The sequence below is a fragment of the Streptomyces sp. NPDC050287 genome (genome assembly GCF_044459385.1).
In the GTDB taxonomy this organism is placed as follows: domain Bacteria; phylum Actinomycetota; class Actinomycetes; order Streptomycetales; family Streptomycetaceae; genus Streptomyces.
This window is the reverse complement of record NZ_JBITIY010000012.1, coordinates 78,717-85,437: the sequence shown is the minus strand read 5'-3', so window position 1 is coordinate 85,437 and position 6,721 is coordinate 78,717. Positions and strand designations below refer to the sequence as shown.

Annotated in this window: 9 protein-coding genes; all 9 read left to right on the top strand. The window is 71.9% G+C overall.

The genetic code is table 11. The annotated features are described in order from the left end of the window. A partial coding sequence (locus tag ACIBK3_RS34465; protein WP_399371482.1) for a hypothetical protein occupies positions 1 to 330 on the top strand: 330 nt, incomplete at its 5' end. Between the two features lie 121 nt (positions 331 to 451). Further along, positions 452 to 1,150, top strand: a complete 699-nt coding sequence (locus tag ACIBK3_RS34460; RefSeq protein ID WP_399371480.1) for a class F sortase — start codon at positions 452 to 454, stop codon at positions 1,148 to 1,150. 146 nt (positions 1,151 to 1,296) lie between these two features. Continuing rightward, entirely contained in the window at positions 1,297 to 2,451 is a 1,155-nt protein-coding gene (locus tag ACIBK3_RS34455; RefSeq protein WP_399371479.1) for a SchA/CurD-like domain-containing protein, read from the top strand. 93 nt (positions 2,452 to 2,544) lie between these two features. Continuing rightward, positions 2,545 to 2,982 carry a cupin domain-containing protein gene (locus tag ACIBK3_RS34450; RefSeq protein WP_399371478.1) on the top strand — a complete coding sequence of 146 codons (438 nt, stop codon included), beginning with the start codon at positions 2,545 to 2,547 and terminating at the stop codon, positions 2,980 to 2,982. After that, complete coding sequence (locus ACIBK3_RS34445) at positions 2,979 to 4,247, top strand: beta-ketoacyl-[acyl-carrier-protein] synthase family protein (RefSeq protein ID WP_399371476.1); 1,269 nt, start codon at positions 2,979 to 2,981, stop codon at positions 4,245 to 4,247. The genes ACIBK3_RS34450 and ACIBK3_RS34445 overlap by 4 nt, the downstream gene beginning before the upstream one ends. Further along, the gene (locus tag ACIBK3_RS34440) at positions 4,244 to 5,494 is read left to right on the top strand and encodes a ketosynthase chain-length factor (RefSeq protein WP_399371475.1); all 1,251 of its coding nucleotides are present in this window, start codon (positions 4,244 to 4,246) and stop codon (positions 5,492 to 5,494) included. The genes ACIBK3_RS34445 and ACIBK3_RS34440 overlap by 4 nt, the downstream gene beginning before the upstream one ends. 33 nt (positions 5,495 to 5,527) lie before the next feature. After that, positions 5,528 to 5,785, top strand: a complete 258-nt coding sequence (locus tag ACIBK3_RS34435; protein WP_030937038.1) for an acyl carrier protein — start codon at positions 5,528 to 5,530, stop codon at positions 5,783 to 5,785. 1 nt (position 5,786) lies between these two features. Beyond that, positions 5,787 to 6,266 (top strand): SRPBCC family protein, encoded by a 480-nt coding sequence (locus ACIBK3_RS34430; RefSeq protein WP_399371474.1) that lies wholly within the window; start codon positions 5,787 to 5,789, stop codon positions 6,264 to 6,266. A gap of 21 nt (positions 6,267 to 6,287) precedes the next feature. Then, positions 6,288 to 6,611 (top strand): TcmI family type II polyketide cyclase, encoded by a 324-nt coding sequence (locus ACIBK3_RS34425; RefSeq protein WP_399371472.1) that lies wholly within the window; start codon positions 6,288 to 6,290, stop codon positions 6,609 to 6,611. The last annotated feature ends 110 nt before the right edge of the window (positions 6,612 to 6,721 follow it).

Genomic DNA, 6,721 nt, shown 5'->3' with positions numbered 1-6,721 from the left:
TCCTCGACCAAGGACCACGAGGACTCCTGGAGCGGCAGCCACGAAAAGCCCAGCGGCGGAGTGCACACCGGAGGCGGCGCGCTGACCGCGGTGAACGACGGTGACCACTCCTCCAAGGACAGCGAGCACGGCGGCAAGGACTCCTCCTGGACCAAGGACAGTGAGGACTCCTGGGGCGGCGGCCACGAAAAGCCCAGCGGCGGGATGCACACCGGAGGCGGCGCGCTGGCCACGCCCGCGGTGACCGCGGGCGGACTGGCGGTCCTGGCCGTCGCCGGGAGCGGGCTGTACGCCGCCCGGCGCAGGAAGTCGGTCCCCGGCGCGGCCTGATCCATGCCGGACGCGTCAGCGGAGCGGCCGCCACCGGTGCATCGTGTGGCGGCCGCTCCGCTGACGCCCCCTGCCCGCTCCGTCCGCCCCGCCGCCGCGCACCAGTGAGGTGATCCACCCTATGGCTGTCCCTCCCTCCTCTCCCACCGACGACCAGCCGCTGCCGGCCCGCCAAGGCCCTCACGGAGGCCTGTTGGTGCTGTGCGCCACGGCCCTCCTGATCCTGGCGATGAGCCTGTTCGGCGGCAGCCCCGGCACGCCGTCCGACACCCCTCGCCCTGCCCAGGGCCACCCCGCCCCGCAGGCCCCGCAAACCCCGCAGGCCCCCCTGTCCGCCTCCCCGAGCCTCCTGCCCGTAGGCAAGCATCTGCCGCGATCGAGGCCCGTCCGTCTGCTCATCCCGAAGATCTCGGTCGACGCCCCCTTCACCGACCTGGCCATCGGGCCCACCGGGCAGCTCGAGCCCCCGCCGCCGGACGACACCAACCTCGTCGGCTGGTACGCCGGGGGTGCCTCTCCCGGCGAGACGGGCACGGCGATCATCGCAGGGCACGTGGACACGACCACCTCGGCGGCGGTCTTCGCCGGCCTGGGTGAACTGAAGAAGGGCGACACCTTCCGGGTCGTCAGGGCCAACCGGAGCACCGCGACCTTCGTGGTCGACGACGCGGAGCAGTTCGCCAAGGACGACTTCCCCAGTCAGCGGGTGTACGGCGACACCCCGCAGGCCCAGGTCCGGCTCATCACCTGCGCGGGCGAGTACGACCACACGGTCAGGGACTACACGGACAACCTGGTGGTCTTCGCCCACCTCACGTGAACGCGTCCGACGGCCGTCCGGGTCACCCTCGTAGTCCATACGAATCGCGCGCCGGAGGGGACCGGCACAGGATCGAGTCACGCTCACATCGGAGCGCCGCAGCCCAGATCGCTGCTTTCCCGCCCCGCGAAGGAGAAGTGCCCAGGATGACCACCACGTCTGCACCTGCCTCAAAGCCGCGGACCGGCAAGGTGTCGCCGCGTGTCTCCCAGTCAGTGTTCGACGGCTCCAGGCTCCGGGTCGTCCTGCTGGTGGACGTCTACGACGGAGCCCAGCAGCAGTTCCTGGAGGCGTACGAGCAACTCTGCAACCAGGTCGCGTCGGTCCCCGGGCACGTCAGCGACCAGCTGTGCCAGTCGATCGAGAATCCCTCCCAGTGGCTCATCACCAGTGAGTGGGAGAGCGCTCCGCCCTTCCTCACCTGGGTGAACAGCGAAGCACACGTTCGGATGGTGGAGCCGCTGCACAGCTGTGTCCGGGACACCCGGTCGCTGCGCTTCCACGTCGTCCGGGAGACCGGCGGCCCGGCGGCGCAAGCCCCGTTGGGCCGGCGCGGCCTGCAGACCGCGCCCCGCATCGGTGACGGCGTGATCCGGCACGCGCTCACGTTCACGGTCAAGCCCGGCAGCGAGGCGACCGTCGCCGAGATCCTCGCCGGTTACGCCTCGCCCGAGCCGCGGGTCGACGACACCACCCGGCTGTGCCGCACCTCCCTGTTCATGCACGGCAACCGGGTGGTGCGGGCCATCGAGGTGCGGGGCGACCTGCTCGCGGCATTGCGTCACGTCGCCCGGCAGCCCGAGGTGCGGGCCGTCGAGGAGGCCATCAATCCGTATCTGGAGCAGGACCGGGACCTCGACGACCCCGAGTCCGCCCGGGTCTTCTTCACCCGGGCCGCGCTGCCCGCCGTCCACCATGTGACGGCCGAGCGGGAGGATCCGGCGGCGGAACGGCACGCGCTGTACTACCCGGCCCGGCCCGGTCGCGGGCTCCAGCTGGCCGAGCTGCTCGCGGAGCAGGACGAGGCGGCGGCGGACGATCCGCGCAGCCCGGTGCTGCGCAGCACGATCTTCCAGCGCGACGACGTCGTGGTGCGGCTGATCGACCTGCGCGGCAGTCTCGACGCCGGCGACCCCGCGATGTCCCTCGGCCTCCTGGACCCCGCGAAGGCGGCCGAGCTGACGATGTTCCTGGACGGCAGCTCCGGTGCGGACGCCGCCGCGCGGGACGGCGGTCTCACGCACCTGCTCGGGCTCGCCCGCATGGAACTCGTCACGGATCGCCGTTCACCCGAGGCCTGACTCCTCCAGCAGCCGGGGCGCGGCGGCCACCGCACCCCCGTCGACACAGCACACGATCGGAGCAACGTCGTGAAAAAACACCGTCCCAGAATCGTGGACCTCAGCGAGGTCGAGCCCAACACCCGGCGCGGCGGCGACCTGCGCGCCCTGCTCACTCCCGCCACGGTCGGCTCCACCAGCGGTTTCATGGGCGTGGCCATCGTGCAGCCCGGCGACCGCATCGCCGAGCACTACCACCCGTACTCGGAGGAGTTCGTCTACGCCCTGTGCGGGCAGCTGGAGGTCGACCTCGACGGGGAGCCGCACTCGCTGCAGCCCGAGCAGGGCCTGATGATCCCGGCCCACATGCGGCACCGTTTCCGCAACGTGGGCAACGTGGAGGCCCGCATCGTCTTCCATCTCGGGCCGCTGGCCCCGTCGCCGCCGCTCGGCCACGTCGACACCGAGGAGACCGACGCCGTCCCGGTCCCCACGGAGGCGGCCCCCGCCGGGGTGGGCCGAATGGCCGCAGGACCTCAGGTGGGGTCATGACCAGGCGCGTGGCGGTCACCGGCATAGGTGTCGTCGCCCCGGGCGGCATCGGCGTACCGGCGTTCTGGAGTCTGCTGGCGGACGGGCGCACCGCGACGCGGGGCATCACCTTCTTCGACCCGTCCGGCCTGCGTTCCCGGATCGCCGCCGAGTGCGACTTCGACCCGGCGGCGCACGGCCTGGACGCGGAGGACGTCGCACGGTGCGATCGGTACATCCAGTTCGCGCTGGTGGCCGGGGCGGAGGCGATACGGGACTCCGGTCTCGAGCTCGCGAGGGAGAACCCCTGGCGGGTCGGGGTCTCCCTGGGCACCGCGGTCGGCGGCACCACTCGGCTGGAGCACGACTACGTCCTGGTCAGCCACAGCGGGCAGCGCTGGGACGTGGGCCACGAGGAGGCGGGCCCGCATCTGCACCGCGCGTTCTCGCCCAGCACGCTCGCCTCGGCGGTGGCGGAACGGTTCGAAGCGCACGGGCCGGTGCAGACCGTCTCCACGGGCTGCACCTCGGGGCTCGACGCGGTCGGATACGCCTTCCACACCATCGAGGAGGGCAGGGCCGACGTGTGCATAGCCGGTGCCGCGGACTCGCCGATCTCCCCGATCACCATGGCCTGCTTCGACGCGATCAAGGCCACCTCCCCGAACAACGACGACCCCGCCCACGCCTCGCGACCCTTCGACGCCGACCGCAACGGGTTCGTCATGGGCGAGGGCGGCGCCGTACTCGTCCTGGAGGAGCTCGAACACGCCCGGGCCCGCGGCGCGCACGTGTACTGCGAGCTCAGCGGCTACGCGACCTTCGGCAACGCCTACCACATGACCGGTCTGACCACCGAGGGCCTGGAGATGGCCCGGGCCATCGAGGACGCCCTCGACCACGCCCGGCTCGACGGCACGGCGATCGACTACGTCAACGCGCACGGGTCGGGCACCCAGCAGAACGACCGTCACGAGACCGCCGCGGTGAAACGGGCCCTGGGACAGCACGCCTACGACACCCCCATGAGTTCCATCAAGTCGATGGTGGGCCACTCCCTCGGCGCGATCGGGGCGATCGAGGTCGTCGCCTGCGTGCTTGCCCTAGCCCACCAGGTGGTACCGCCCACCGCGAACTACCAGACCCCGGACCCCGAGTGCGACCTGGACTACGTTCCGCGCGTCGCGCGCGAACGGACGCTGAACAGCGTGCTCTCCGTGGGCAGCGGGTTCGGCGGCTTCCAGTCCGCGGTGGTCCTGACCCGGCCGAGGGAGAGGACACGATGAGCGAACCGCATCCACGGCGCGCCGCCGTCACCGGAATCGGTGTGGTCGCGCCCAACGGAACCAGCACCGAGGCTTTCTGGAAGTCCACCCAGGAAGGCATCAGCGTCCTCGACCGGGTCACCCGCGAGGGGTGCGAGCACCTGCCGCTGCGGGTGGCCGGTGAAGTCCGCGCCTTCGAGCCGTCGGCGGCGGTCGAGGAGCGCTACCTCGTCCAGACCGACCGGTTCACCCACTTCGCGCTGGTGGCGGCCGACCTCGCGCTGGACGACGCTCGACTCAGCCAGGCCGACACCGACGAGACGCCGTTCTCCGTGGGCGTGGTCACCGCGGCCGGTTCCGGCGGCGGCGAGTTCGGGCAGCGCGAGCTCCAGCAGCTGTGGGGCAAGGGCAGCCGCTTCGTCGGGCCGTACCAGTCCATCGCCTGGTTCTACGCCGCCAGCACCGGCCAGATCTCCATCCGGCGCGGGTTCAAGGGCCCCTGCTCGGTGGTCGCCGCCGACGAGGCCGGCGGCCTGGACGCGCTCGCGCACGCGGCGCGGGCCGTGCGACGCGGCACCGACGTGCTCGTGGCCGGCTCGACCGAGGCCCCGCTCGCCCCGTACTCGGTGGTCTGCCAGCTCGGCTACCGGGAGCTGAGCGGCGCCGACGACCCGACGCGCGCCTATCGCCCGTTCACCAGCTCGGCCTGCGGGTTCGTACCCGCGGAGGGCGGTGCGATGCTCGTCGTGGAGGAGGAGACAGCGGCCCGGGAACGGGGCGCGCGGGTACGGGCCGTGCTGGCCGGACACGCGGCGACGTTCACCGGCGCCTCCCGCTGGGAGGAGTCCCGGGCAGGGCTCGCCGAGGCCATCCGCGGTGCCCTGGACGAGGCCGGCTGCGCCCCCGAGGAGATCGACGTGGTCTTCGCCGACGCCCTCGGCGTACCGGAGGCGGACCGTGCCGAGGCGCTGGCGATCGCCGACGCCCTCGGCACCCACGCCAGGCGTGTGCCGGTGACTGCCCCGAAGACCGGTATCGGACGCGGCTACTGCGCGGCGCCCGTGCTGGACGCCGCGGCGGCGGTGCTCTCGATGGAGCACGGCCTGATCCCGCCCACCCCCAACGTCTTCGACATCTGCCATGACCTCGACCTGGTGACCAGCCGCGCCCGCGCCGCCGAGACGCGTACGGCGCTGGTCCTCAGCCGGGGGCTCATGGGCTCCAACTCGGCGCTGGTGCTGCGGCACGGCGCCGCCAACGCCTCGTGACGAGGCGCCGCACAGCAAAGGAGAGGAACCCGCATGAGTGACCGCATCACCGTGGAAGAGCTGGCCGAGCTGATGAAGAAGGCCGCCGGCGTCACCGTCGCCCCGGCCGAGCTGCAGGAGCGCTACGACTCCGGCTTCGACGCCATCGGCATCGACTCGCTGGGGCTGCTGGGCATCGTGGGCGAGCTGGAGAACCGGTATGGCACGCCGATGCCGCCGGACACGGAGCGCTGCAAGACCCCCCGGCAGTTCCTCGACCTCGTCAACAGTGCCCTCCTGGCAGGAGCGTGACATGGCCGGACACACGCAGAACGAGATCACGATCGCCGCGCCGCTGGACCTGGTGTGGGACATGACCAACGACGTGGCGAACTGGACGCAGTTGTTCAGCGAGTACGCCTCGGTGGAGATCCTGTCCCAGGAGGGGAACAAGACCTCGTTCCGGCTGACCATGCACCCCGACGAGAACGGCACCGTGTGGAGCTGGGTCTCGGAACGGGAGACGGACCGCGACACGCTGACCGTCACAGCACGCCGCGTCGAGACCGGGCCCTTCGCCTACATGAACATCCGCTGGCAGTACGAGAAGGTGCCCGCAGGCACCAGGATGGTGTGGACGCAGGACTTCGAGATGAAGCCCGAGGCGCCGGTCGACGACGACTGGATGACGGACAACATCAACCGGAACTCCAAGGTCCAGATGGCCCTGATCCGGGACCGCATCGAGAAGGCCGCCGCCGAGCAGGGCTCCGCGCCCGCCCTGACCGACTGAGCCGGACGGAGGACACTCCCCATGCACCAGGCCCTGATCGTCGCCCGGATGGCCCCGGGTTCGGCCCCGGACATCGCCAAGATTTTCGAGGAGTCCGACCGGGGAGAGCTGCCGCATCTCGTCGGGGTCACCCGCCGCAGCCTCTTCCAGTTCGGCGACGTGTACCTGCACCTCATCGAGTCCGACCAGGACCCCGGGCCGGCCATCGCCAAGGTGGCCGGACACCCCCAGTTCCGGGACATCAGCGAGCGGCTGTCGGCGTACGTCACCGCGTACGATCCCGAGACCTGGCGCTCGCCGAAGGACGCGATGGCGCACCGCTTCTACGTCTGGGAGCGCGGCTGAACCCCGTGCCCCCACGGACGGCCACTGGTCGCCGGGGCCGGCGCGGGGGGGGGGGGGGGGCCCCGGGGCGGGGGGGGGGGCGGGGGGGGGGGGGGGGGCGGGCCGGCGCC